The following is a 22,274-nucleotide window of genomic DNA, read 5'->3' as shown; positions in this document are numbered from 1 at the left end:
CCTTCTCCTCGGGGAGAGTGCTTTGAGCTCCTTGCGGGAGAGCCGCTCCGGCTCGATCGGGGCGTGGTTGACGAACTGGCGCCAGGCGGTCAGGGAGTCGGGGGTCGCGATGGTTCAGTCCTCCAGAAGATCGATACGGCGGGCATGACGACGCGGACGCGGACCCGCAGCCAGCGCCACTGCGTCAGCGTGCTGGGGTGAGGCCTCGGGCTTGGGTGTTTCGGGCACTGGGGCGAGGTGCGCAGGCGGCGCAGTGTCCGGCACCGCTGCGGGCGCGGAGTTGGCGCGTCGGGCGGCTTGTGTCTCGGCACGTCCTGCCGGGGCGGTCATGATGCGGTTGACTTCTGCGAGCAGGTCCTTGCCGGGGATGTTCTCGTCCCGCCGGCCGATAGCCTTTTTCGCGGCGGTGAGGACGTCGAGTGAGAACGGGCCCACAAGGTGCCGGGCAAGGGTCCATTCGGCTTCGATCCAGACGCCCTTGTGGTGGTCTCGGACATGGATGGACTGGATTCGGTAGGGGTCGTAGCGGATCTCCCATCGCCCGTTCGCGGGGGCGGGGAGCCGGGAAGACACACCCCGGTACTCGTGCAGGGCAGGGGCGTCGTAGTGCAGCCCGTGGAAGTTGATTCCGTAGGCCTGGATCGAGCGCCACTCGACAGGCAGAAGGGCGATGTAGTCGTCCCGGGTGAGGGCGACCGGGACCTGGGGGGCGACGCTGGCCAAGGCGGCGAAGGCCTCGTTCGGGGTGAGGTCCTTCTTCGGCATGGCGGGGTGCCGCAGTCCTGGGTGCGGGCGGTTCTGCCACACGGCCAAGAGCCACCAATCGAGGAGGTTCTGCACTTCGGCGAGGGTGAACCTCGCCTCGGCTGCTGGGTCCGTGCCCCGCCGGACCACGTTCGGGCCGGCATAGCCGGCCAGATACTGGGTGAACCCTGTGTTGACGCCGGCGAAGAACCGTTCTATGTGGGGCTTGTCCGTCGGGGTGCGCGGGGCAGCCTTGGTCATGCTGATCTGCAGCCGTTCGCAGGCGGCGGTAAAAGTCGACCCGACGAAGACCTTGCCGCGGTCCACCGTGATCGACTCGGGCACGATGACCGGCTTGGCGGCGATGCTCGAGCGGACCTCTTCGTCTCCGGGGAGCATTCCTTGGGGCAGCACGGAGCGCGAGTAGGCCAGCGACGCGTCCCACCCGGGCTGCATCGGCAACGGCGTCATGGCACGGGCCAGCAACACCGCGGCGTCGACCGCTTTCGTGGAGACCGGCCGCAGGATTGCCGCGAGCGGCGTGCGTGTGGCGATGTCGAGGGCAACGGTCAGGTCGGCCCTGCTGGCGGTTCCGTCTGGGCAGATGACCATCAGGTCCAGGGGAGTGGAGTCGATCTCCACCAACTCCCCGGGGCGGGAAGGAGCTTGGCGTCCCCACGATCGATCGGGCCGGTTGGCCTGTGTCCTGCGGGTCGTGGCGTTGCCGAACGGGTGCCTGGCCCCTTCGATCTGGGCCATGAGCCGGTAGAGCGTCGCGCGGGACGGCACCGGAATACCTTCCCGGGCGGCCGCGGCCCGGACACGGGCCTCCGCACGTGATCTGGTGCCGGTTGAGGCCTCGGCCTGCCGTGCGATCTCGGCTTCGAGCAGTGCGATGATCCGCGGGTCGGTGCGGGCACCGGTGCCCATCGGGCGACGAGTGCGTCCGTCGGCAAGCCCGGCAATGCCCTTGTCCCGATAGGCGGCGATGTGCCTAAACATCGTCCGCTCGGTCATTACCACCCCCGCTGTGGCCAGTTCGTCCAGCTTCGCCGCGATGCGGGCACCGAGATGGTTGGCCAGATCGTAGCCGGGTTTCGGTGCGCTTCCGGGTGCGGCATTCGGCGGTGTCCCATTGAGGACCTCATGGACATGGCGGTGAAGGAACTCGACCTGCTCGCGCGCATCGGCGTCCAGGGTTTCCAGCACGGCGGCGGTGTCCAGGGACGGCAGCCGCTCGGGGGAGTCTGGAAGGTATGACTCGTCGGAGAGAAGCTCGGCCACGCTCACGCGCCGTATCCGGTCCGTGGCGAGATTCTTCAAAGCGAGCTCCCCCCCGTCCTGCGCGACGACCTGCCACGAGGCGCCGTCGAACTGAAGGAAGTCGAACAGCCGCACGGATTTCACGAGACTGCCTCCAGTTCCGTGCCTTGCGCGAACTCTTGCACTGGGGACACTGTCGCGTCCAGGGAGAGTGGCCGACGCAGATCGGCGTCGAGCGATCCCGTGAATACGAGGTTCATTGCGTACGCCTGTGCCATTGAGAAATCCAGTTTGAGCAGGCGGGCAGCCCGGCGTGCCCCGGCGGCGAGCGATGTTGCCGGCGAGAATGCCTCCACGATCGCTGGGATCGCCGAGGCCGGGGGAGCGAAACGGTCCTGCCGGTAGCCGGCAAGCCAGCGGATATTCGACGCGAGGGGTTCACTGAGCCCCGTAAACACCTCGTACTCCCAGCCGACCTGCTCGCATGCCTCGCGAGTCAGGTTGGATTGCCGCTGGGCGGACGCGAGCCGATCCGGGTGGCGCACGGCCACGACCCGTCCGGTGCCGTCGGCGAGGCGGAGGAAGAAGTCCGGGACATGCCCACGCGCGCCCTCAGTGCCTTTCGGCCAGAGCAGTGCGAAGGGCTGCGAGGAAATCCCGACGACGTCCTTGTCGTAGTCGGCGGACATCAGGAACTCCCGTTCGAGAAGGCTTTCGAAACCCACGTGTGCACGGACGGTGCTGGACCACCACGAGCCCTCGTAGTTGCGTTTGCCCGGCCAGGCGAAGAACGAACGCACCGGCAGCGCCGACTCGAACCGCTCCGAAGCAACGTCGTCCGACAACGCAGCGTCGAGCATGCCCGCTTCGAAACGGCCCAGCACGCGCACCGAACCGGTCGCGTTCACCGGCAATGACCTCAGTCCACCTACACCCGCACTGACACGTTAGATGAGACAACAGGCATAATCGCGCAGGCTGACCGATTAGATGAGAAAACTGACAACTATGTTGAGACCGGACATGCACGGATGGGAAGCGGGCGAAATCATGCATCAGATGCAATACGCAGAGTCCTACTGGTAACCATGCATATTCGTTTTGGTACTAATCGCAACTGACGAGACTCACCGGGAGCCTCAGTATCGTGGTTCAACGGGGCTATGCGACATACTCGGGTCATGGTTGCCCAACGAAGATCCGCTCAGTCTGCTGCCAAATGGCGCTCGGAGCATGACGTGTGGATCGACCACGCATCACTCGACCTCTCGGATGTCGAGTGGCTCTCGGGTGTCCGGCGCCTAACGCTCTGGGCAGTAAAAATCCCCGAGGGCTTCTTGTCGTCTCTGCCGCAGCTGCAGTGGTTGGACATCCGAGGGGGCTCCGGAACATCAATTGACGTGGTCAATGGCTGCTCGAACCTGACTTACCTCGCCGTCAACCAGATCCGCGGCCTGCATGACCTGTCTGCTCTGGGCGCTCAGGCAAGCCTGCGGCTGCTTAGCCTTTATGGTTTACCGCAGGTACGGTCACTGCCTTCACTCGCTGGCCTTGTCCACCTCAAGCGCTTGGAGATCGGATCGATGAAGGGTCTCTCCGGGTTTGGCCCACTCCTTGAAGCGCCGTGCCTGGAGGAATTGTTGCTTATCAGGGCAGTTGCTCTGTCGAGTACGGACCCGGCGGCAATCGCGGCCCACCCGACGATTCGGGCCTTTGAATGGTTCGCAGAAGACGTGCCCGACAAGACTTGGGTCCCTGTCGTTGATCAAGTGGGACGGCCGAAAGCGAAACCCATGGAGGCCTCGGACTGGTTCGCCCGGAATCCGTGATTGGGTCCCGTCCTGGTTCCCGATTACGGGGTGGCGTCGTGCCACTGCGGTGTCGAGGGCGCACGGGAGTATCGGGACCAGGGTTCCGCTGTTGCGGCCGCATGTTTCTGCGTGACCTGATAGCTGTAGCCGAGCATTTCGGCGACGAGCGGGGCGGGAACTTCCTTCACGAGCCCGCGGAGGGATGCGTTCCGTGCGCCCAGGAGGTCGATGCCCAGTTCCCGGAGACGCTCCATGAGAGTGTTGGGGTGGATGTGTCGCCCGGGCCGGTATCCGGGAAACAGCCATTCGCTGCCTGAGCTGCTGCCGGTGCGCATGTTGGGGCGTGCCGCCAAGTGTTCGGTGAGCAGTGACGCGAACGGCTCCGGTACTGGTGCAGGGTCGCCTTCGCCGAGAGACAGACGCAATCCGTCGGGCGTGATGATCACGTCGGTGCTTTTCATCGCGGCGATCTTCACGACTGGCTGGGCGTAGAGCAGCAGGAGAGTGGCGGCGACCCGGTAGTGCAGGGTGTCGATGTTGTCGGTGAGGCAGGCTTTGAGCATGGCGAGCCGCTGGCCCTGGGTGAGCAGTGGCACGGTCTTGGCCTGCCGGAATCCGATGACGATGTTGGTGCAGGTCCGGTTCTTGACAGCCCAGACGAAGAATGTTCGGATGGCGTGCCTGGTGGTGGGGCCGGCGGCAAGCCAGGCGTCGACGTCGGCTTGGACGCAGGAAGCAACCGCCCGCCCGTGGGTGGATTTGAGCCAGGTCAGGAATTTGATGTTTTCGGTGATTTCCTGCTTGGCATTGTGCACGGGACCGCGGGTGGGTTTCCCGTCCCCGGAGAGGCTGCGGATGCGGCGCAGGTGGTGCCAGCGGGCGAAGGATTCGACGGGCCGGCGGATCTCGGGGTCGTCGATGTCCTCGAGCTTGCTGGCGAGCCACCGTTCGAAGAGCGCGAGGTAATGGTCGCGGTTCGGGAGCAGTTTGTGGTGGGTGAGCAGGCTGCGTAGGTGTTCCACGCGCTTGCTGTTCGGTTCTCCATCCAGCGCCTCGTGGCTGAGAGGAATGTTGCCGGTGGAAATCCGTTCGAGGAGGTCTCTGACGCCGGCGTCGCGAAGCCAGCTCAGGATGCTTTCGGGGCGTTGGGCTCCGCAGAGGGCCGTGAGCAATTTCGCCGCCGCCGTCTCGGCCTCCGCACTTCTCTGTTCAATGCGGAGTAGCACTGTGAGGTCGTCCCGCAGCGAGCAGCGGGCGCAAGTGCCTTGGCGGTAGTGCTCGGTTTCCGTGCCGCAGCGCGAGCATTGGTAGTCCTGGGTGATGCCCGCGCAATCGACGCAGATGGGCTTGTTGCCATGGGCAAGGGCTCGGCCGGGGAGCATGCGGTCCGTGCCGCATCCAGGGCACGACCCGTGAGTGCGCATGGCAATCGTGAAGCAGGTCCCGCAGATCCTGCCTTCGGGCCAGCTTGCGCGGTGTTTGCCGGCCGTCCTTGAGCACCGGTCACACGTGAAGGTCCCTGCGTTGCGAGGGCGGCCCCGCACGATAGGGCGCGGCGTGATGTCAGCCGTCATCGCGGATCACGCGGGCGCGTTTGGGCCGAATGGTCTTGTTTAGGTCCACGACGTTGGCGTCGGAGGCGACCTTACGGACCTTGGCATCTGTTGCCGTGACGGTGACCAGGTCCTCGGGTCCGCAGGAGAAGATGTCGCAGAGGGCGGCGACCATCATGAGTGAAACGCGTTCCGGGCGCTGGGTGACGAGCCGGTATACCTGGGAGGCAGAGAGTTCGATGCCGCGTTCTTTTAGCAGTGGGCTCAGGTCGGTGCTGTTGTGCATTCCGCGGGCTGCCATGAGTTCGGCGAGCCGCCACCGGTAGTCGATCTCTCGTTTCATAGGGATTAGTCTTCCATTCCGCCCAGTGCGGCCCTGACGGTCGAGTCCAGGGCGCGGCGCAGGGTTTTGACCCGGAAGTCACTCGACACGGACGTGTAGAGGGCCGTGGTCGAGGCATGCTCATGCCCTGCCTGGTGCTGGACGAACAAGGCGTCCATGCCGGACTCGATCAAGTGGGTGATGTAGGAACGGCGCAGCGAGTGGATGTCCAGCCCGGGGGAGAGGCCCAGGTCTTCGCAGTACCGGTTGAAGCGGCGGTTCAACGCGGTTTCGGAAACCAGCGTGCCGCGTTCGGAAGGGAACAGGTCCAGTCCGTCCGTCATGTGGGGGCGCCCGCGTTCGAGCCAGTCGGCCACGATCTCCGTCGACCAGTCGAATACCGTCAGGACGCTGCGGCGCTTCGGGGGAGACCCCTTCATGGCCTTTCCGTACCGGACCTGAAGCACGCCGTATTTGCCGAACTCACGGGCGTGCGGATTCCTGCCGAAGTCCACCGTCTGCAGGTGGCGGACCTCATTGCGGCGCAGACCCCAGCAATAGGCCACTTTGAACAGGACCGCGTCACGGTAAGCCGGCAGCCAGCCCTTGCGGCCCAGCGAGGCGATCCGGTCGACCTCATCATCGGCCCGGTCGAAGAAGTCCTGGAGTTCCCGCTGCGTGAACGGCCGGCGCTTGGGGGAGGACTCGCCGGCTTGGGCGTGGACGGCTGTGTTCCAGTCAAAGCAGACCTGGACCGGATGAGTCCCGAAATGCTGTTCGCAGACACGGTCCCAGCCGTACTCCGGGGAAGCCACGTAGGCGCAGAACGCCCTCAGTGCGGCCTGATAGGACCGGATCGTCGATTGGGCTGCGTGCTTCAGACTGCGAAGATCCCCGAAAAATTCGTCAACATGGGCCGGCGTCCAGTGCCAGGGATACTCGTTCGTCGATTCCTGGAAGCGCGTCACGAGCCGTTCCCTCGACTCGATGGTGCCGAAGGCCAGGTTCCTGCTCAACTGCTGGTTACGCCAGCCCGTGAGCATCTGCGTGAACACATGGTCCTCGGGATGAAGGAACCGCACAGGGCCGAAATCAAGCACACGACCCGCTGCATCAACTGCCACGACAAACCCCTTCTGACATTGCATTGGATGAATGAATCATGCAATTAATGCAGAATCGGCGCAAATCCGCAGGTCAGGGCCCGTCTCGGACAATTCCTTTAGGTCGCGTTGGGTACACGCCAAACACCCGAGGCGTGGCTGAGATCGGCAGCAGAAGCGGCATTACCGCAGGTCAGGGGGCAGTTCCGGCATCCAGGCGATCCACGCAGGAAGAGATGGGGGAAAGAAAGGTGATCATGCATCAGATGCAATAATCACGGTTCTACTTGACATAATGTAGATTATCGGCGCTTAAAGTACGGGAGTCGCAGGCCCGGCGAAAACGTCCCACGGGGACTTTCTGGCTCTTCTGTCCTGTCTCATCTAACGTTGCGCAGTCTCACTACAGATGGGCCATTAGATGAATCTGTCTCACCACAGTTAGTCCATCTATGCGGCGTGTCTCACTACAGTTGACCCATTAGTGGTTTCTGTCTCATTACAGTTGGCCCATGGCGGCTTCTTCGTCAGCGGTCAGGCAGGATTTGGGCTACGTTTCCAGCGTGTGCCGTGTCTCTGCGCGCGAGTACGAATCCGATTCCTTGACGACTCAACCGCTTGACGCGGCGTGGTGGTTGCCGTTCCAGGATTATTCGCCTGCCCGAGTGCTCCCGTCCTTCAAAGGACAGCGCAATTTCACCGGTCTGCTCTGGTGCGCCACCAATGCCCGCCTGGTTGGCTACGAGTCCTGGTTGGAACGGGACCATCTACTTGCCCTTGACTTCGATCCCGCCGTCGTGGGCATCGCCTCACAACCATTCCGCCTCGATTTTGAGCTCGACGGCGGGCACCGCTGGCATATACCGGATTACTTCGCACGGCTGAGTGATGGCACTGCCCTCGTCGTTGATGTCCGCCCGGATGAGCGCATTCGTGAGCGTGATCAGGAGGTGTTCACGGCCACGGAGTCCGCTTGTGCCTCAGTCGGCTGGGGCTACAGAAGAGTCGGCGGACTCCCCCGGGCCTTCGTTGCCAACCTTCGTTGGTTGTCAGGCTACAGACATCCGCGTTGCCTGGATCCTGCCCATGCCCATGCGATGCAGGAATGCCTGCACGACGGTCCGACGACAATCGACCACTTGAGCGCTGCCGTTGGTCACCCCGTGACCGTGCTGCCGACGCTGTTTCATCTGCTCTGGAACGGCACGTTCACCACCGAGCTGAGGTCCCGGACTCTTGGCCACGACTCTGAAGTGACTTTGAAAGCAAAGCCGTGACAACACACAAGACGGGCATACTCCGCCTCGGAGATCGGGTCGAATTCGACGGCAAAGACTACGTGTTCGCCGCCCTGAACGGAGAGATCGCGGAACTCAGGGCCGGCCAGGAGACACCACTGAACGTCCTGATGACGACGCTCCTTACCGACAAGTCATTCAAGCTGATCGGCATTGACGTGATTCGCCGCAGAGGTCTCGGCGAATCCAAGATCTTCGAGGCTCTGCCCGCCCCGGCCAAAGATCGGGCGCACTGGTTGGAGAACCACATCACGGAGGTCCTCGACGGCGTTCCAGCCGGATCCGAACCAGGGACCCGGCCCCGCCGGGACTACGACGTGAGTTCACGATCTCTGCGGCAACGGCTGCTGGCCAAGGAAGCCGAACTCCAGGAAACGGGAAATCCTCTAAGCCTCAGCACGCTCAAGCGGCTGACCCGCGCCTACGAAACCCAGGGCATCGTCGGCCTGGTTGATCAGCGCCTCGTCCGCCGCACACCGACTGCCGGACAAGTGGACCAACGCTTCATCGATGCACTCACCATCGTGCTGCAACACAACACGGACCAGTCCTCCGGGTCCATGGACCGCATCCGGCGGGATGTCGAAAAGCACGTTCAGGCCGAGCACGGAAGCGACGTGGAAATCCCATCACGGGCAACATTCCACCGCCTGGTCAAGAAACTGGCGCAGGGCCGCCATGCCACCGGCTCGGCACGCACCCGACGAACACTCTCCCAGCAGCCCGACCGACCGTTCGGAGCCGTCCACCCCGTCCGTCCCGGTGAACTGATGCAGATCGACTCCACTCCCCTGGACATCGCCGTCGAATTCGAGGACGGAATCACCGGACGCGTCGAGCTCACCGCACTCGTCGACGTGGCCACCCGCAGCATACCCGCCGCCGTGCTGAGACCATCCACGAAAGCCGTCGACGCTGCCTTGCTGCTGGCCCGCTGCGTCACCCCGGAAACGATGCGGCCCGGTTGGTCCGAAGCGGTGTCCATGGCCGCCTCTGCACTCCCCTACCAGACCATGCGCTCCATCGATGCCCGGTTGCAAAACGCGGCAGTGAAACCGATCATCATGCCCGAAACCATCGTCTGCGACCACGGCAAGGCCTACATATCCCACACCTTCAAGAACGCCTGCAGAAGCCTGGGAATCAGCTTCCAACCGGCCCACCCCGACACCCCCACGGACAAACCGATCATCGAGCGGACCCTGCAATCCGTGGGGACGCTGTTTGCCCAGTACGTCACCGGCTACCTCGGTTCCTCCGTTGAACGCCGCGGCAAGAACGCCGACCTCCAGGCCGTTTTCTCCCTGCTCGAGCTGCAGGACCTCCTGGACGAATGGATCATCACCGCATGGCAAAACCGGCCCCACGAAGGGCTGCGCGACCCGCTGACCCCGGGCAGAATCCTCAGCCCGAACGAAAAATACGCTGCCCTGCTCAATGTCGCCGGTTACGTGCCCGTCCCACTGGACGCGGAGCACTATATCGAGCTGCTCCCAGCCGTGACCCGCGTCATTAACAGCTATGGCATCAAAATCCGCCACCGGATCTACGACAGCGCAGACCTCAATCCCTACCGGGGCCAGGCGTCCGGTATGAAGGCCCTCAGACAGCTCTGGGAAGTCCGCTACGACCCCTACGACGTCTCCCGCGTTTGGGTCCGCAACCACCATGGCAGTGGCTGGATCACCGCGTTCTGGCGGCAACTCCAGGCCAGTCCACAGCCATTCGGCGACACGATCTGGGAACTTGGACGGCAAATAGTCGCCGGGCGCGGGACCGATAGTCCGTCCGAGGCAACGATCAAAGCCGCCGTCGACAATCTTCTTGACCGCGCATCTCCCGCAGCCCCGAACCCCCACATAACAGCCAAGAAAGTGCGCCGCGCCATCGCCCGGAGCAGGGCAGGCGAAGCGCCGTCTCGAACCCTGCCCGCCCAAGAGGCCACACAATCCCGCAACGGCACGGACCCCGATCTTGAAACAGGGCCCTCCAAGGCGCGAGACGAACAGTCGGACCAGCCCGAAAAGCTGGCCAAGATCATTCCGCTGAGAATCTATAACCCTCAGGAAAGGGCCGACGAATGGTGGTAGAAGCAGCAGAACTCCCAAGCACCAGTCGGGCGCCAACCACAACTTTGCAGGGCTGGCGGAGCTTCGTTACCTCCGTCGCGCCCACGATCGACCCGCTCGATCCCGCAACTCTGGCGGCCATGAGCTCCTCCCAGCGTGAACGCTACGACGAGCAGCGGATCAGCTACCACTCCGAACTGGTGATCGTGGAAACCTCAACCGTGCGCTCCATCACGAACCAGGGCCGTCTGTTGATGATGCTCAACCAACGCGAAATCAGCGCCCGGCGCGGACTGGTCGTCTCCGGCCCCTGGGCATCCGGCAAAACCACGGCCATCAAACTCCTCGGCAAAACCCACGAACTCCTCATTCGGCGCAAATACCCCAGACAGGACCGCATCCCCGTCGTCTACATCACCACCCCACCGAAAGGCTCACCCCGGAAACTGGCCAGCGAATTCGCCAACTTCCTCGGACTGCCTCAACGCCCCCGCCAGAACGTCACCGACATCGCCGACGCCGTCTGCCAGGTCCTCACAGACGCCAAGACAGATCTCGTGATCGTGGACGAGATCCACAACCTGAACCTGGCCACCAGCGCCGGCGAAGACATGTCCGACCATCTCAAATACTTCACCGAACACATGCCCGCCACTTTCGTCTACGCCGGCATCAACGTCGAAAACTCCGGACTGTTCACCGGTCTCCGCGGACGGCAGATTTCCGCCCGCTCCGTTCTCAAGACAACCGGCCCGTTCCCGTTCACCGATGAATGGCAGGCCCTGGTCGCCACCCTCGAAAACGGCCTGCGCCTGCACGACCACGAACCCGGCACCCTCACCGCCCAAGCCCAGCATCTGCACTACCGCACCGGCGGCAGCATCAGCAGCCTCTCCCACCTGATCCGCCAAGCCGCCATCATGGCCATCCTCACCGGCACCGAGAAGATCGACCGCGAACTACTCAACGAGACCAGCATCGACCACGCGGCCGAATCCCTCGCACCCCGACCCGCCACGACCACCCCGTCCGCACGATGACACCCCGGCCACTACCCCTGCCCGTCCGTCCCTACCGAGACGAGACCACGCCCTCCTTCATTCGGAGGCTCGAAACCGCCAACGCCCTCCGCCCGGGTCAGCTCAGAACCCTCTTGAAGCGCAACCGCCGCCCATGGATCGAAAGCCTTGCCGCATGGACGAACTGCGACCAGACCGTACTAGAGCTGGCGATGCCCCAGCTTGGCCTGCACGACCCCGCCCGGTCATTGCGGCAAAAACTGACCGGACGCCCCATCCGCACAACGCACACCGTCGCCTGCCACCGCTGCACCCTTGCCCGCGGCGCCGGCCGCTTCGTTCAGATCTACAGCACCCACGAACAGGTCATCTGCCCGCGCCATCGCCTCTGGCTTGGAGACGGTGTCACAGGGGTCACGGACCAGTTGTCCATCCGCGACAGCCCCGAGATCACCACAGCCTGGCACCATCACAGGAACCTCATCACACGGCACGGACGCTCCGGAGTCCGCAAAGCCTTCCACATTGCCGCTGTCATCAACTGGCGCTGGTATGACCAGTTCCACCACTTCACTGCCGCCACGGACATATACGACACCCTGGCCGCCAATCAGCCGAGGCATGCCAACAGCCACGCCGTCATGGCAGCCTCGCTCTACCCGTCCATCGTCAATCTCACCGCGGCCATGGCTTCGCCCCGCTGGGCCGAAATCGCCCACTCGCGCCACCCCGACCAGTTCCTGGACCGCATCAGCGTTGAAGTCACGGACGGCTGGCAACCACGTCGAGCCTCAGACCCCCTGCGGGACTGGATGCACACCGACTGGCTACCCGGGTTCCGCGGATCGGTCGCCATCAATGCATCCAAGCCGCGATGATCGACTCTGGCCATGGATAGCCATCACACGGTACCCGATCCTTGGTCGCAACAATCTGCTGGCCCCGCACCCCGGGTGACCATTTCGTGAGCAGAAAACGGCCAAGCGTGGAGACCGCCAATCGAATGCCTTGATGATCGACACGGCGCCCTGGAACCCCTTCAGGCCTAGGTGCATGAGCCTCACCGAACGACAGTTTGACCGACGGCCCTCAGCACATCGGCAATCCACACAAGGCCATATGACACGGCCCCTTCAGGGTCGGCGGTCATACCCTGTAAATTCGCGATGCACTCAGTCAACTGACCGATGCTGAACGATGACGGCTCCGTATAGACGTCATAAAGCCGCTCCTCAGGGATTGACCAGAAGTATTCCTTCTCAAGCCGCACTTCGGGGCCCTGAACCTCCTCAAGGTGTCGGAGTAGAACATCCAACGCCTCGCGAAGGAACTCGATCGAAACTCGCGTTTGCTCGTCCATTGTTCAAACACTAGCTAGAAGGTGGCTCAACCGCGGCTGGAGTGAAGTCAACGACAGGATTCGAAGGTTTGGGTCAACTAAAGTGAGACAAATCGGAAAACTTGTCTCACTTTAGTTGATCCAAACCGCGCATTTCCGAGGCGATGTGGTCCAACTTATTTGAGACGGGACATCTTCTCATGCGACGTGACACATCCGGACCACGGCGTCGGGGCTCGCCGAAATCCAGGCTCCCCGACCCGGCGGATCATTTTTGTGCGGGCTAGCGGTTCGGCGTCGCTGTCGCGCCGTGGTGAGAGAAAGTATGCGGTTGCCTCGCCTTGGGTTATGGCCGCGGATGAGGTTTCGGGCAGATCATGGAGGTGTCTGCTGCGGTGGACGCCGACATGACGAGGTCAAGGTGTCAGGAGGAGCAGTCATGGATATCGTGCACGAGCGGGCTGCCGGAATGGATATTTCCAAGCGTGACGCGAAGGTTTGTCTCCGGTTGCCCGGGCCGCGGGCCGGAACCTACACCTCCACGGTCACAACGTGGGGCGCAACCACAGGCCAGATCCTTGCCTTGCGGGACTTCCTAGAAGGCGAGCACGTCACCACGGTCGTCATGGAAGCCACGAGCGATTACTGGAAACCCTTCTTCTATCTCCTCGAAGAGACGCTGCCGGTAATGCTGGTCAACGCCAAGGCCGCAAGGAACATCCCGGGCCGCAAAACCGACGTTTCCGACTCGGCCTGGCTCGCTCAGCTGGGCGCGCACGGGCTGCTTCGGGCCTCGTTCGTCCCGCCCGAACCGATCCGGGAACTGCCGGACCTCACCAGGGCCCGGGCCATTGCCATCCGTGACCGGACCCGCGAGATCCAGCGTCTGGAGAAGTTTCTGGAAGGCTCCGGGATCAAGCTCTCCTCCGTGGTCTCGGACCTTACCGGTGTTTCGTCCCGGGCTATGCTCGAAGCTCTCGTCAGTGGTGAACGCGACCCGGAGGTCCTCGCCTGCCTCGCCAAAGGCACCCTCCGCTCAAGAATCCCCGAGCTCGTGGAGGCCCTCACCGGACGCTTCAAAGACCATCACGCGTTCATGGCCCGGTTGCATCTGGACCAGATCGATGCCCAGTCCCGCATCATCGACGCGCTCACCGGACGGATCGAGGGAGCGATGGAGCCCTTTCGTGCCGCCAGGGAGTTCCTGGCCACCATCCCCGGAGTCTCGCTCAAAGTCGCCGACGTGATCATCGCAGAAACCGGCGCGGACATGTCCCGTTTCGAAACTCCCGGCCGGCTCGCTTCCTGGACGGGTGTCTGTCCCGGCGCCAACGAATCCGCCGGACGGATCAAGTCAGCCCACATCCTGCCCGGCAACAAATACCTCAAAGGCGCCCTGGGCATCGCGGCCATGTCCGCTTCCCGGAGCAAGGACACCTATCTGGCCGCAAAATACTGGCGCGTCGCCGCCCGCCGCGGACCCATGAAAGCCACCGTCGCACTGGAACACTCCATCATCACAGCCGTCTGGCACATGCTCGCCGACGGCGAATGCTACGCCGACCCCGGCGCCGACCACTTCACCCGCCTGGACCCGATCAAAGCCAAGAACAACGCCATCAAGAAGCTCAACAGCCTCGGCTTCAACGTCACCATCACCCCTGCCGCCGCAGCCTGACGGACCTTACTTTCGTATTAGTCCGTATCGGAGGGCGTGCTGCCGGTCTTTTCCGCTTCCGAGCAGGCGATGAAGTGGTCAACGAGTGGTTCCTGGCCTTCGGCCCGGACAACGACGGACAGCTCGACCAGGTCGACGCGCCGGCGCAGTTCCCGCCACACCAGGCCGCGGGGTTGATGCAGGACCGATGATTCGGGAACTAGCGTCACGCCCAGCCCGCACCGGACCATGGCCAGCTGGGAATTGATCGAGTTGGCGTAGTGCTGCGCCTCGGGACTGAACCCTGCCTGGCGGCACGCCGCGACTAGCTCGTCATGATAGTCCGGCGAGATATGCCGCGGCAGCCAGACCCAGGGCTCATCACGGAACTCGGCAAGACCGATCGCCCCCTCCCCCGCAAGCCTGTGGCCTTCGGGCATCGCAACCACGAAGTGGTCCCGCCGCAAAGGCACCGAGCGCAGGCGCCTGCCCGTCACCGCCTGGCGGATCACTGCCACGTCCAGCTCGCGGCGATCCAGCGCGTCCTGGCCATGATGCGAGTCGATCTCGCGGACATGCAGTTCCACGAGGGGACGGGATGCCCGGAACCGCTGCAGTATGCCGGGCAGCACCTCTTCGAAGGCAGAGGTCACCGCACCGATGCGCAGGGTGCCGGTAAGGCCGCCGTTGGCCAGGGCTGCCACTTCCCGTGCACGCTCCGACGCTCCGACAAGCTGGCGGCAGTGGTCCAGGAACACCTGCCCCGCATCGGTCAGCAGCACGGTACGGCTGGACCTGGTCAGGAGCGTGGTGCCGAGCTGGCGTTCCAGCTGGAGGATGGCCTGGCTCAGGGGCGGCTGCGACATGCTGAGCCTGGCAGCAGCGCGGCTGAAATTCAGTTCTTCGGCAACGGCAATAAAGTACCGCGCCTGTCGTACTTCCACCATCAGATCGAACCATCCCCCGGTGTTGCGTGCAGGTCCTTGACCGCAGGGCTGCGCCAGCGGCGTCGTCTGTCGACGAACTGCCGGATCCACTCCACGGTTTCCGGGTGATCGAGGTGGATTCCATGGCGGGCGCCAGGAATCCTGGCCAGGGTGGCATGCGGAATCATCCGGTCGAGCAGGTGTGCGTTGGCCAGCGGTGCGAGCCGGTCATCGGTCCCGTGTAGAACGAGCGTCGGCGCCTTGATGAGCGCTAGGGATGTGGCGGCGTCACGGGCCTTGCTGGCCGCAAAATGCCATGTCTTTGCCCACGCGGAGGCCCCGGAGTCAAAGAACGTGCCGACGGCGTCAGGATTTTCGGCCGCCCAGCCAGGATCGAAAAAATACGGACTCATCCGTTCCAGGTCACCGCTGATCAGGGCGGCCGTGGCCTCCTGGTCCGCGCCTTCGCCGCTGCGGCCAGCACTTGTCGAGGCAAGAACAAGGGTCCGCACCCGGGCCGGATGATCGATGGCAAGCCACTGGGCAACCCGGCCGCCCATCGAGTGGCCATACACATGCGCGGCCTCAACGCCCGCTGCATCCAGGACCGCGATTGCATCGGCCGCGAAGAATCGGGTGGTGTAGCGCCAGGCGTCGCCTCTGCCGCTGCCCCCGGTCCTGCGATGGTCGAAGCGGATCACCCGGAAGTGCTGTGCCAGCGCCGCCGCGGGAGCCCACTCCGCCATCGCAGTGGCCTGACCGGCAATCAAAAGCAGCGGTTCGCCTTCTCCTTCGACCGTCCACTGAAGCTGCGTCCCGTCAGCGGCGGAAGCCACGTCCACAATCCCTCTTTTCCAAATCCGGCCAGGCACCGCGGGGGCCAACGCCCCATCCGTCAGCATGCCGGCGCCCGTCGAGGGCCCATGATTTTCGTCGTCCGGCCCGGCGGCTGCCCCCTTGTCGCCTTCGGTACGCGATCTGATGCTAGCAGACGGCGATCTAGTCGCTCTTCGTCTATCAACTATAGGTATTTAGACCTTCACTATAGTGCAGGAGGGAGTTGTACTTGATACATGACTACTTCCAACAGTGCCCTTCTGGAGGGCTTCGCGGAGCTTGATTCCGCAGCTGTCTCCGACGCCCTGGATGCCCTGGGTCTCCCGCCGGGCCAGGCCGGGTTCCTGCCGGTCTGGGGCCACCCCAAGATTGTCGGCTTTGCCGTCACCGTCCAGCTTGAGCCGTACTTTCCAGGTCCTTCCGGTGCGCACATCGGCTCCGCCGCGGTTGCCGCCGCCACCGACGAGAACGTCATCGTGGTGAACAACGAAGGCCGCACCGACGTCTCGTGCTGGGGCGGGCTCCTGAGCCTGGGCGCTGCCCTGAACGGTGTCCGCGGCGTGGTGGCTGACGGCGCCTGCCGGGATGTCAACGAAGCCCGCGAAATGAGTTTCCCCGTGTTCGCCAAGGGACGGATCCCGGCAACTGCCCGGGGCCGGCTGCAGCAAAAATCCACCGGCGAGCCCGTCCGGCTGGGCAACGTCACCGTCACCCCCGGAGACGTCGTCTTCGCCGACGAGACCGGCGTCGTCGTCGTCCCCCGCGCCCATGCAGAAGAAGTCCTGGAAAAAGCCCAGGCCGTGGCCGAGCGCGAACGCGGCATCGCCGCGGACCTGCGCGCCGGCGTGGCGCTCCACGAAGCCATGCGCGACGCGCGCCTGGCCGGAACCACCGAAGGACACTGATGAATACCACTACAGACATCGCCGGCCGCCTGAAGGAGATCCCCACCGCGTCCATCTCCGACGCCATGGACTCCCTCGGCATCCATGGCACCCTGCACGGACTGGCGCCGCTGACCTACGATTTCCGGGTCGGCGGACCGGCCTTCACCGTCCAGTACGAACCTGCCGGGTCCGAGCGCGGCAGCGTGGGTGACTTCCTGGACGACGTCCCGCCTGGCGCCGTGGTCCTCATCGACAAGCACGCCCGCACCGATGTCACCGTCTGGGGCGGCATCATGACCGAAATCGCCGCCGCCCGCGGTATCGGCGGCACTGTGATCAACGGCGTCTGCCGCGACCTGAACGCCGCGCTGCGGCAGGACTACCCGCTGTTCAGCCGCGGACGGTTCATGCGCACCGGCAAGGACCGCGTCCGGCTAACCGCCGTCAACGCCCCGGTGACGATCAACGACGTCGAGATCTCTCCGCTGGACATCATCTGCGGCGACGCCGACGGCGCCCTCGCCGTCCCGGCCGCCCGCGCCGAAGAAATCGCAGAGATCGCCGAACGCATCGAGGAAGTCGAAGCCCGCATCATCGAAGTCGTCAAGACAGGCTCCACCCTGGTTCAGGCCCGGGCCGACCTTGGCTACCACGACTTGCAGTGGAGGAAAGGATGACCAACGCAGCCGGCGGGCACTCTGCAGCCACCCTGTACGAAGCGGCGAAGCTGCCGTGCGCCTGCGACCCGGGCCTGAAGGCGGCATGGCCCGGAGCGAAAGTGGCCGGCCCGGCGTTCACCGTCCGGGGCATCGGCGGGGACAACCTCGCCCTGCACAACGCCGTCCTCGCCGCCCCCGCCGGCAGCGTCCTCGTCGTCGACCTGCAGGGTGCCGCCTACGGCCACTGGGGCGAAGTGCTCGCCGTCGCCGCCCAGCACCGCGGCATCGCCGGGCTCGTCGTCGACGGCGGCGTCCGCGACTCCGAGGAAATGGGCGCGATGAACTTCCCCGTCTTCTCCCGGCACGTCACCGTCGTCGGGACCGTCAAGGACTACCCCGGAGACCTGCGCTCCCCCGTCCGCGTGGGCGGCATCGTCGTCCACACCGGCGACCTGATCGTCGGTGACGCCGACGGCGTCGTCGTGCTGCCCCAGGACTCTGCCGCCGCCATTATCAGCCGTGCCGACCAGCGCGTCGCCGACGAACACCGCATCATTGCCGAGATCCGTGCCGGCAAGTCCACGCTCGAGCTCTACAACCTGCGCGCAGAAGGAACCTTCACCGCCCGCTAACCCATCACCGGCGCCGGGGAAGGTGCCCCCTTCCCCGGCCCGCAGGCGAAAGACATCATGGAAACTGCAGTAACGCCACGCCCCCGCACGGCCGGATCCACCGCCGTGGAACGCATCATCAGCAGCAGCCGCCGCCCCAAGACCCTTGGCACCGGCAAACCCGGCGCCATCTCCCTGGCCATGGGCGAACCGGACTCCGGCACCCCCGCTCCCATCGTCGAAGCCGCCACCAAGGCACTGGCCTCCGGCCGGACCCGCTACGCACCCATGGCAGGCTCCCCCGAACTGCAACACGCCATCGCCGCGCACACCACCGCCAAGTACGGCCGGCCCACGATGTCCGAGGAGATCGTCCTGACCCACGGCGGCAGCGCAGGGCTCGCCGCGACCATGCTCGCCCTGGTCAATCCTGGCGACAGGATCCTGATCCCGGAACCCACCTACTCGCTGTATGGCGACCACGCGGCCCTGATCGGCGCAGAGGTCGTCTGGATCCCCAACCGCGCCGACGGCTCCCTCGATCTGGATACCCTTCAGCAGGAAGCCGCCACGGCCAGGATGGTCATCCTGTGCAACCCCGGCAACCCCACCGGGCGCGTCTACCCCGATGCCGACCTGCGCCGGCTCGAAGAGCTCCTTCAGGACAACCCCGGACTGCTGCTCCTGGCCGACGAGGCCTACGCCGATATCACTTTCGACGGCGGCACGTTCACCTCCGCCCTCACCCTGGCGAAGGTACGCGACCAGGTCATTTGCTGCAGCACCTTCTCCAAGACCTACGCCATGACAGGGTGGCGGCTTGGCCATGTCGTGGCCCCCGTTGAACTCGCCAACAGGGTTAACACCATCCACCGCACCATCAACGGGCCGCTGAGCACCTTCATCCAGGACGCTGCCCTCACTGCCCTGGAAACCTCCGAGGCTGAACTTCAGGCAGCTGCGGCCTCCTACCAGCAGCGCCGGGATATCGTCGTGGAGTTCCTGTCAGGGCTGCCTGGCGTCTCCATGCTGCCGCCCCAGGGAGCGTTCTACGCCTTCCCCAGGATCGACTCGACCCTCACCTCCGACGAGCTGACCGCCCGGTTTGCGGCCGGCGGCGTCCTGGTCCGCTCCGGCAGTGAATTCGGGCCGTCCGGGGAAGGGCACATCCGCATCTCCTTCGCCACTGACGTCGACAGCCTCACCGAAGGCCTGACGCGCTTCGCAGCAACCATTAAGGAACTGGCATGAAACGCAGGGACCTCTTTAGCGCCGCCACCCACCTGGACGGGCCACGGAGCATGCGGTACGACGACTGGGCCGCCCTGACAGGAGGCCGGATTATGATCCGCCGCCACGGCAACATCGTTCAGGCCGGTGTCGTGGAAATGGTCATGCCCGACTCGTCCGCCCTCTGGCTCGACAGCGACCCCATGCATGAACGGCGCTACTACTCGAAAAACGACGGGTATGAGGCCTGGATCAGCCCGCGCGACCTGCAACCCCTGCTCCGGCGCGCACCCGCACTGGGATAAACAGCGGCCCCGCAACCACCCCCCGCAAAGCTCTACAAGCGAAGGAAAGTTCTTGACCATCACCACCACTCTGACCCGGCACCGGATACCGCTGACGATCGACGGAACCGAGGTCCGGCTCTCCTGCATCAGCAGGGAAGGCTCCGGGCTTCCCATTGTGTTCCTTCACGGCTTCGGCTCCACCAAAGAGGACTACGCCGACGTCGCGCTCCACCCGGCATTCGCCGGCAGGCCCATCTTCGCCTATGACGCCCCCGGCTGCGGGGAATCCGAATGCTCAGACCTGGAGAAGATATCCATCCCATTCCTGGTCAAGACAGCCCTGGCAGCGCTGGCACAGCGGGGGATCGAACGTTTTGACCTGGTTGGCCACTCCATGGGCGGGCTGACTTCGCTGATGCTCGCCCACCAGCATCCCGCCATGGTGGCAAGTTTCACCGACATCGAGGGCAACGTCGCACCGGAAGACTGTTTCCTCAGCCGGCAGATCTTCCTCCACCCGGACGAGGACCCGGACCAGTTCCTGGAGGACTTCATCTCCCGGAACTGGTCCGCGCCCTTCTACTCGAGCCCGCTGTATGCCACCAGCGTCCGCTACAAGGTCCGGGCCCGCGCAGTCCGGGGAATCTTTGAATCGATGGTGGATCTCTCGGACAACGCAGACCTCATGGGGAAGTTTCTGGCCCTGCCGCTGCCCCGGATGTTCATGTACGGCGAGCAAAACAAGTCCCTCAGCTACCTGGCCCACCTGGCCTCCCACGGGGTTGTCCTGGCGGAGATCCCGCACAGCGGCCACTTCCCCATGTACTCCAACGCACCGGAAATGTGGCGCAGAATCGCCGCTTTCCAGGCAGGAGCCCAGGAACCCTCTCCCGCTACGGAGACCGCCCGCGCATGAGCCACCCGTCCGGCACAAAGATGTGCCGGCACAATCCCTTCGGAGAAAACTGAATGAAAGCACCTCACCACGACCGCGCCGACGAACTGGAAAACGAGCGGGAGCTCACCGGCGACGTCAGCAACGCTGTCCGCGACTTTTCCAGCGAGGAACAGGGCTACCACAAGACCCTGAAACCCCGGCAAATCCAGATGATCGCCATCGGCGGGGCGATCGGCACGGGCCTGTTCATGGGCGCCGGGGCCCGGCTGAGCAACAGCGGCCCGGCGCTCATCCTTGTCTACGCCGTCTGCGGATTCTTCGGGTTCCTGATCCTTCGCGCCCTCGGTGAACTCGTCCTCCACCGCCCCTCGTCCGGCTCCTTCGTCTCCTACGCACGCGAGTTCTACGGAGAAAAGATGGCCTTCGCCGCGGGCTGGCTGTACTTCCTGAACTGGGCCATGACCTCCATCGTCGATGTCACCGCCGCCGCGCTCTACCTCAAGTTCTGGGCCCAGTACTGGGAACCCCTCCAGGCCGCCCCGCAACGGGCGCTTGCCCTGATCGCGCTGGTCGTCGTGCTTGCCCTGAACCTGGTATCGGTCAAGCTTTTCGGCGAGATGGAATTCTGGTTCGCCCGGGTCAAGATCCTCGCCCTGGTCGGGTTCCTGATCATCGGCGTTGTTTTCATCCTTACCGGCTCGGCCACCGATGCCGGGCCGACCGGATTCAGCGTCATCGCCGACAACGGCGGGTTCTTCCCCGCCGGAGGCATTGCTCCCCTGCTGGCCGCAAGCGGCGTCATCTTCGCCTACGCCGGCATCGAACTGATCGGCACGGCCGCCGGTGAGACCGCCAAACCGGCCGAGGTCATGCCCAAAGCCATCAACACCGTCGTCCTGCGGATCGCCGTGTTCTACGTGGGCTCGGTGGTGTTGCTGTCGATGTTGCTGCCCTTCACCTCCTACAAGGCCGGCGAATCGCCGTTCGTCACCTTCTTCTCGCACCTCGGCAACCCCGAGGCCGGCATCGCCTCAGCGTCGATCATGAACTTCGTCGTCCTGACCGCCGCGCTGTCCAGCCTCAACGCAGGTCTCTACTCCACAGGCCGGATCCTGCGCTCCATGGCGCTGAACGGCTCGGCCCCCGGCTTCACCGCCCGGATGAGCGCCAACGGCGTCCCCTACGGGGGAATTCTGCTCACGACCGTGCTGACGCTGCTCGGAGTGGGACTGAACGCGCTGGTTCCGTCCCAGGCGTTTGAAATCGTCCTGGAAGTGTCAGCCCTTGGCATCATCGGATGCTGGGCCACGATCATCCTGTGCCAGATGAAGCTGCACCGGCAGGCCCGGGAGGGGAAGTTGGTCCGGCCCGGCTTCCGTCTCTTCGGCGCGCCGTTCACAGCGTGGCTGACGCTGGCCTTCCTGGTCTTCGTCCTGGCATCCATGGGATTCTCCGAAACCGGCCGCTGGGTTCTGGCTTCCCTTCTGATCGTGATCCCCTTGCTTATAGCCGGATGGTTCGCCGCCCGCAAGGGAATCTACGCCGCCGCCCGGGAACGGCAGGGCCACACCGGCAGCTTCCCCGTGGTGGCAAACCGGCCGGAACGCTAGGGCCACAAACCCCTTCACCGTCCAGCGCGCCGGGACGGGCAGGGCAACCCCTGCCGTCCCGCCGCACCCCCGGCCCCAGCCCCTGCGCCCTCGCCGTAAAGGTAAATGGACATCAGATGGTATTCCGAGCGGTGCAGATATTCCGGCAGCA

General features: G+C 64.4%; 21 protein-coding genes and 1 pseudogene. 13 read left to right on the top strand and 9 right to left on the bottom strand.

All coding sequences use genetic code 11. The features are described from left to right. Nucleotides 1-114: 114 nt before the first annotated feature. Together ABCW42_RS11130 and ABCW42_RS11125 are read right to left on the bottom strand one after the other, a co-directional pair. On the bottom strand, nt 115-2,151 hold the full coding sequence (locus ABCW42_RS11130) for a Mu transposase C-terminal domain-containing protein (RefSeq protein ID WP_423181312.1): 2,037 nt from the start codon (nt 2,149-2,151) through the stop codon (nt 115-117). Beyond that, nucleotides 2,148-2,915, bottom strand: coding sequence for a TnsA-like heteromeric transposase endonuclease subunit (locus tag ABCW42_RS11125; RefSeq protein ID WP_423181311.1), 768 nt, complete (start codon nt 2,913-2,915; stop codon nt 2,148-2,150). Before ABCW42_RS11125 ends, ABCW42_RS11130 begins: the two co-directional genes overlap by 4 nt. 273 nt (nt 2,916-3,188) lie before the next feature. Here ABCW42_RS11125 and ABCW42_RS11120 point away from each other — a divergent pair, with 273 nt between their 5' ends. Next, nucleotides 3,189-3,836, top strand: coding sequence for a hypothetical protein (locus ABCW42_RS11120; RefSeq protein ID WP_423181296.1), 648 nt, complete (start codon nt 3,189-3,191; stop codon nt 3,834-3,836). Between the two features lie 23 nt (nt 3,837-3,859). Here ABCW42_RS11120 and ABCW42_RS11115 read toward each other — a convergent pair whose 3' ends face one another. The 3 genes from ABCW42_RS11115 to ABCW42_RS11105 all read right to left on the bottom strand — a co-directional run bounded on the left by ABCW42_RS11115 (nt 3,860) and on the right by ABCW42_RS11105 (nt 6,817). Next, nucleotides 3,860-5,200, bottom strand: a complete 1,341-nt coding sequence (locus ABCW42_RS11115; protein WP_423181295.1) for a hypothetical protein — start codon at nt 5,198-5,200, stop codon at nt 3,860-3,862. Between the two features lie 181 nt (nt 5,201-5,381). Continuing rightward, a complete protein-coding gene (locus ABCW42_RS11110; protein ID WP_028275137.1) occupies nt 5,382-5,714 on the bottom strand; it encodes a helix-turn-helix domain-containing protein in 333 nt (110 codons plus the stop codon). A gap of 5 nt (nt 5,715-5,719) precedes the next feature. Beyond that, the gene (locus ABCW42_RS11105) at nt 5,720-6,817 is read right to left on the bottom strand and encodes a tyrosine-type recombinase/integrase (RefSeq protein ID WP_423181294.1); all 1,098 of its coding nucleotides are present in this window, start codon (nt 6,815-6,817) and stop codon (nt 5,720-5,722) included. Nucleotides 6,818-7,308: 491 nt separating this feature from the next. On the opposite strand from ABCW42_RS11105, the gene ABCW42_RS11100 reads away from it, so the two are divergent. The 4 genes from ABCW42_RS11100 to ABCW42_RS11085 are packed head-to-tail and all read left to right on the top strand — an operon-like array spanning nt 7,309 to nt 12,060. Then, complete coding sequence (locus ABCW42_RS11100; RefSeq protein WP_423181310.1) at nt 7,309-8,073, top strand: TnsA-like heteromeric transposase endonuclease subunit; 765 nt, start codon at nt 7,309-7,311, stop codon at nt 8,071-8,073. Further along, nucleotides 8,070-10,184 (top strand): Mu transposase C-terminal domain-containing protein, encoded by a 2,115-nt coding sequence (locus ABCW42_RS11095; RefSeq protein ID WP_423181309.1) that lies wholly within the window; start codon nt 8,070-8,072, stop codon nt 10,182-10,184. The genes ABCW42_RS11100 and ABCW42_RS11095 overlap by 4 nt, the downstream gene beginning before the upstream one ends. Beyond that, on the top strand, nt 10,175-11,203 hold the full coding sequence (locus ABCW42_RS11090) for a TniB family NTP-binding protein (RefSeq protein WP_423181308.1): 1,029 nt from the start codon (nt 10,175-10,177) through the stop codon (nt 11,201-11,203). The genes ABCW42_RS11095 and ABCW42_RS11090 overlap by 10 nt, the downstream gene beginning before the upstream one ends. Next, nucleotides 11,200-12,060, top strand: coding sequence for a hypothetical protein (locus ABCW42_RS11085; RefSeq protein ID WP_423181307.1), 861 nt, complete (start codon nt 11,200-11,202; stop codon nt 12,058-12,060). The genes ABCW42_RS11090 and ABCW42_RS11085 overlap by 4 nt, the downstream gene beginning before the upstream one ends. Before the next feature lie 182 nt (nt 12,061-12,242). On the opposite strand, the gene ABCW42_RS11080 is transcribed toward ABCW42_RS11085, so the two are convergent. Continuing rightward, on the bottom strand, nt 12,243-12,542 hold the full coding sequence (locus tag ABCW42_RS11080; protein WP_423181306.1) for a hypothetical protein: 300 nt from the start codon (nt 12,540-12,542) through the stop codon (nt 12,243-12,245). A gap of 304 nt (nt 12,543-12,846) precedes the next feature. Here ABCW42_RS11080 and ABCW42_RS11075 point away from each other — a divergent pair. After that, nucleotides 12,847-14,013 (top strand): annotated as a pseudogene (locus ABCW42_RS11075) (IS110 family transposase); the annotation flags it as partial. Between the two features lie 62 nt (nt 14,014-14,075). Here the strand turns inward: ABCW42_RS11075 and ABCW42_RS11070 are convergent. Genes ABCW42_RS11070 through ABCW42_RS11060 form a run of 3 tightly spaced genes read right to left on the bottom strand, consistent with a single transcriptional unit; the run spans nt 14,076 to nt 15,940 of the window. Beyond that, complete coding sequence (locus tag ABCW42_RS11070; RefSeq protein ID WP_350224076.1) at nt 14,076-14,177, bottom strand: hypothetical protein; 102 nt, start codon at nt 14,175-14,177, stop codon at nt 14,076-14,078. 39 nt (nt 14,178-14,216) lie between these two features. Continuing rightward, nucleotides 14,217-15,125: a LysR family transcriptional regulator gene (locus tag ABCW42_RS11065; RefSeq protein WP_423181305.1), complete on the bottom strand. Its 909-nt coding sequence runs from the start codon at nt 15,123-15,125 to the stop codon at nt 14,217-14,219. Then, on the bottom strand, nt 15,125-15,940 hold the full coding sequence (locus ABCW42_RS11060; protein WP_423181304.1) for an alpha/beta fold hydrolase: 816 nt from the start codon (nt 15,938-15,940) through the stop codon (nt 15,125-15,127). Before ABCW42_RS11060 ends, ABCW42_RS11065 begins: the two co-directional genes overlap by 1 nt. A gap of 237 nt (nt 15,941-16,177) precedes the next feature. Here ABCW42_RS11060 and ABCW42_RS11055 point away from each other — a divergent pair, with 237 nt between their 5' ends. Genes ABCW42_RS11055 through ABCW42_RS11025 form a run of 7 tightly spaced genes read left to right on the top strand, consistent with a single transcriptional unit; the run spans nt 16,178 to nt 22,123 of the window. Next, nucleotides 16,178-16,846 (top strand): RraA family protein, encoded by a 669-nt coding sequence (locus tag ABCW42_RS11055; protein ID WP_423181303.1) that lies wholly within the window; start codon nt 16,178-16,180, stop codon nt 16,844-16,846. Then, the gene (locus ABCW42_RS11050; protein WP_423181302.1) at nt 16,846-17,505 is read left to right on the top strand and encodes an RraA family protein; all 660 of its coding nucleotides are present in this window, start codon (nt 16,846-16,848) and stop codon (nt 17,503-17,505) included. The genes ABCW42_RS11055 and ABCW42_RS11050 overlap by 1 nt, the downstream gene beginning before the upstream one ends. Further along, nucleotides 17,502-18,119 carry an RraA family protein gene (locus ABCW42_RS11045; protein ID WP_423181301.1) on the top strand — a complete coding sequence of 206 codons (618 nt, stop codon included), beginning with the start codon at nt 17,502-17,504 and terminating at the stop codon, nt 18,117-18,119. Before ABCW42_RS11050 ends, ABCW42_RS11045 begins: the two co-directional genes overlap by 4 nt. Nucleotides 18,120-18,176: 57 nt before the next feature. Next, nucleotides 18,177-19,349 carry a pyridoxal phosphate-dependent aminotransferase gene (locus ABCW42_RS11040; RefSeq protein WP_423181300.1) on the top strand — a complete coding sequence of 391 codons (1,173 nt, stop codon included), beginning with the start codon at nt 18,177-18,179 and terminating at the stop codon, nt 19,347-19,349. Then, nucleotides 19,346-19,633 carry a hypothetical protein gene (locus tag ABCW42_RS11035; protein ID WP_423181299.1) on the top strand — a complete coding sequence of 96 codons (288 nt, stop codon included), beginning with the start codon at nt 19,346-19,348 and terminating at the stop codon, nt 19,631-19,633. Before ABCW42_RS11040 ends, ABCW42_RS11035 begins: the two co-directional genes overlap by 4 nt. A 52-nt stretch (nt 19,634-19,685) precedes the next feature. Then, nucleotides 19,686-20,531, top strand: a complete 846-nt coding sequence (locus ABCW42_RS11030; RefSeq protein ID WP_423181298.1) for an alpha/beta fold hydrolase — start codon at nt 19,686-19,688, stop codon at nt 20,529-20,531. Between the two features lie 53 nt (nt 20,532-20,584). Then, on the top strand, nt 20,585-22,123 hold the full coding sequence (locus tag ABCW42_RS11025) for an amino acid permease (protein WP_423181297.1): 1,539 nt from the start codon (nt 20,585-20,587) through the stop codon (nt 22,121-22,123). Nucleotides 22,124-22,274: the final 151 nt, after the last annotated feature.

The organism is Arthrobacter sp. NyZ413 (genome assembly GCF_049390645.1).
In the GTDB taxonomy this organism is placed as follows: Bacteria; Actinomycetota; Actinomycetes; order Actinomycetales; family Micrococcaceae; genus Arthrobacter.
The sequence above is the reverse complement of the archived record's forward strand: the minus strand, read 5'-3'. Positions and strand labels throughout refer to the sequence as shown.

Bases quoted from the DNA above. Each gene is read 5' to 3' on its own strand.
- ABCW42_RS11120 (WP_423181296.1), top strand. From the start codon at position 3,189: ATGGTTGCCCAACGAAGATCCGCTCAGTCTGCTGCCAAATGGCGCTCG.
- ABCW42_RS11115 (WP_423181295.1), bottom strand. From the start codon at position 5,200: ATGCTCCCCGGCCGAGCCCTTGCCCATGGCAACAAGCCCATCTGCGTC.
- ABCW42_RS11110 (WP_028275137.1), bottom strand. From the start codon at position 5,714: ATGAAACGAGAGATCGACTACCGGTGGCGGCTCGCCGAACTCATGGCA.
- ABCW42_RS11100 (WP_423181310.1), top strand. From the start codon at position 7,309: ATGGCGGCTTCTTCGTCAGCGGTCAGGCAGGATTTGGGCTACGTTTCC.
- ABCW42_RS11090 (WP_423181308.1), top strand. From the start codon at position 10,175: ATGGTGGTAGAAGCAGCAGAACTCCCAAGCACCAGTCGGGCGCCAACC.
- ABCW42_RS11085 (WP_423181307.1), top strand. From the start codon at position 11,200: ATGACACCCCGGCCACTACCCCTGCCCGTCCGTCCCTACCGAGACGAG.
- ABCW42_RS11080 (WP_423181306.1), bottom strand. From the start codon at position 12,542: ATGGACGAGCAAACGCGAGTTTCGATCGAGTTCCTTCGCGAGGCGTTG.
- ABCW42_RS11070 (WP_350224076.1), bottom strand. From the start codon at position 14,177: ATGGTGACGTTGAAGCCGAGGCTGTTGAGCTTCTTGATGGCGTTGTTC.
- ABCW42_RS11065 (WP_423181305.1), bottom strand. From the start codon at position 15,125: ATGGTGGAAGTACGACAGGCGCGGTACTTTATTGCCGTTGCCGAAGAA.
- ABCW42_RS11055 (WP_423181303.1), top strand. From the start codon at position 16,178: ATGACTACTTCCAACAGTGCCCTTCTGGAGGGCTTCGCGGAGCTTGAT.
- ABCW42_RS11050 (WP_423181302.1), top strand. From the start codon at position 16,846: ATGAATACCACTACAGACATCGCCGGCCGCCTGAAGGAGATCCCCACC.
- ABCW42_RS11045 (WP_423181301.1), top strand. From the start codon at position 17,502: ATGACCAACGCAGCCGGCGGGCACTCTGCAGCCACCCTGTACGAAGCG.
- ABCW42_RS11040 (WP_423181300.1), top strand. From the start codon at position 18,177: ATGGAAACTGCAGTAACGCCACGCCCCCGCACGGCCGGATCCACCGCC.
- ABCW42_RS11035 (WP_423181299.1), top strand. From the start codon at position 19,346: ATGAAACGCAGGGACCTCTTTAGCGCCGCCACCCACCTGGACGGGCCA.
- ABCW42_RS11025 (WP_423181297.1), top strand. From the start codon at position 20,585: ATGAAAGCACCTCACCACGACCGCGCCGACGAACTGGAAAACGAGCGG.